The 289-nt window shown below is 36.3% G+C and carries 1 pseudogene; it reads right to left on the reverse strand.

Going from position 1 to position 289, the window contains the following annotated elements:
- Positions 1 to 289, reverse strand: a pseudogene (locus V6246_RS18335) (NAD(P)/FAD-dependent oxidoreductase); the annotation flags it as partial.

Consider the following 289-nt stretch of genomic DNA (forward strand, 5'->3'; position numbering starts at 1 on the left):
GGGCTGCCTTCTAATAAATATATTTTAAGTTTAGAGAAATCTTTGTCAGGGTAATCTTTAGGTAAAATGTGTTGTTTCATTTCTGCTAGAGCACCCGCTAATTCTACACCGGTTGGGCCACCACCAACAATAACAAAATTTAATAAAGTTTGCAGTTTTTCGGGTTCGCTGGTGTTTAGAGCGTTCTCAAAAGTTTGCAGAATTCTATTTCTAAGATGTATAGCCTCAGGAATAGTTTTCATTGGGTAAGCGAAATTCTTTAGGTTTTCGTTCCCAAAATAATTGGTTG

The organism is Algibacter sp. TI.3.09, from assembly GCF_038154905.1.
In the GTDB taxonomy this organism is placed as follows: Bacteria; Bacteroidota; Bacteroidia; order Flavobacteriales; family Flavobacteriaceae; genus Algibacter.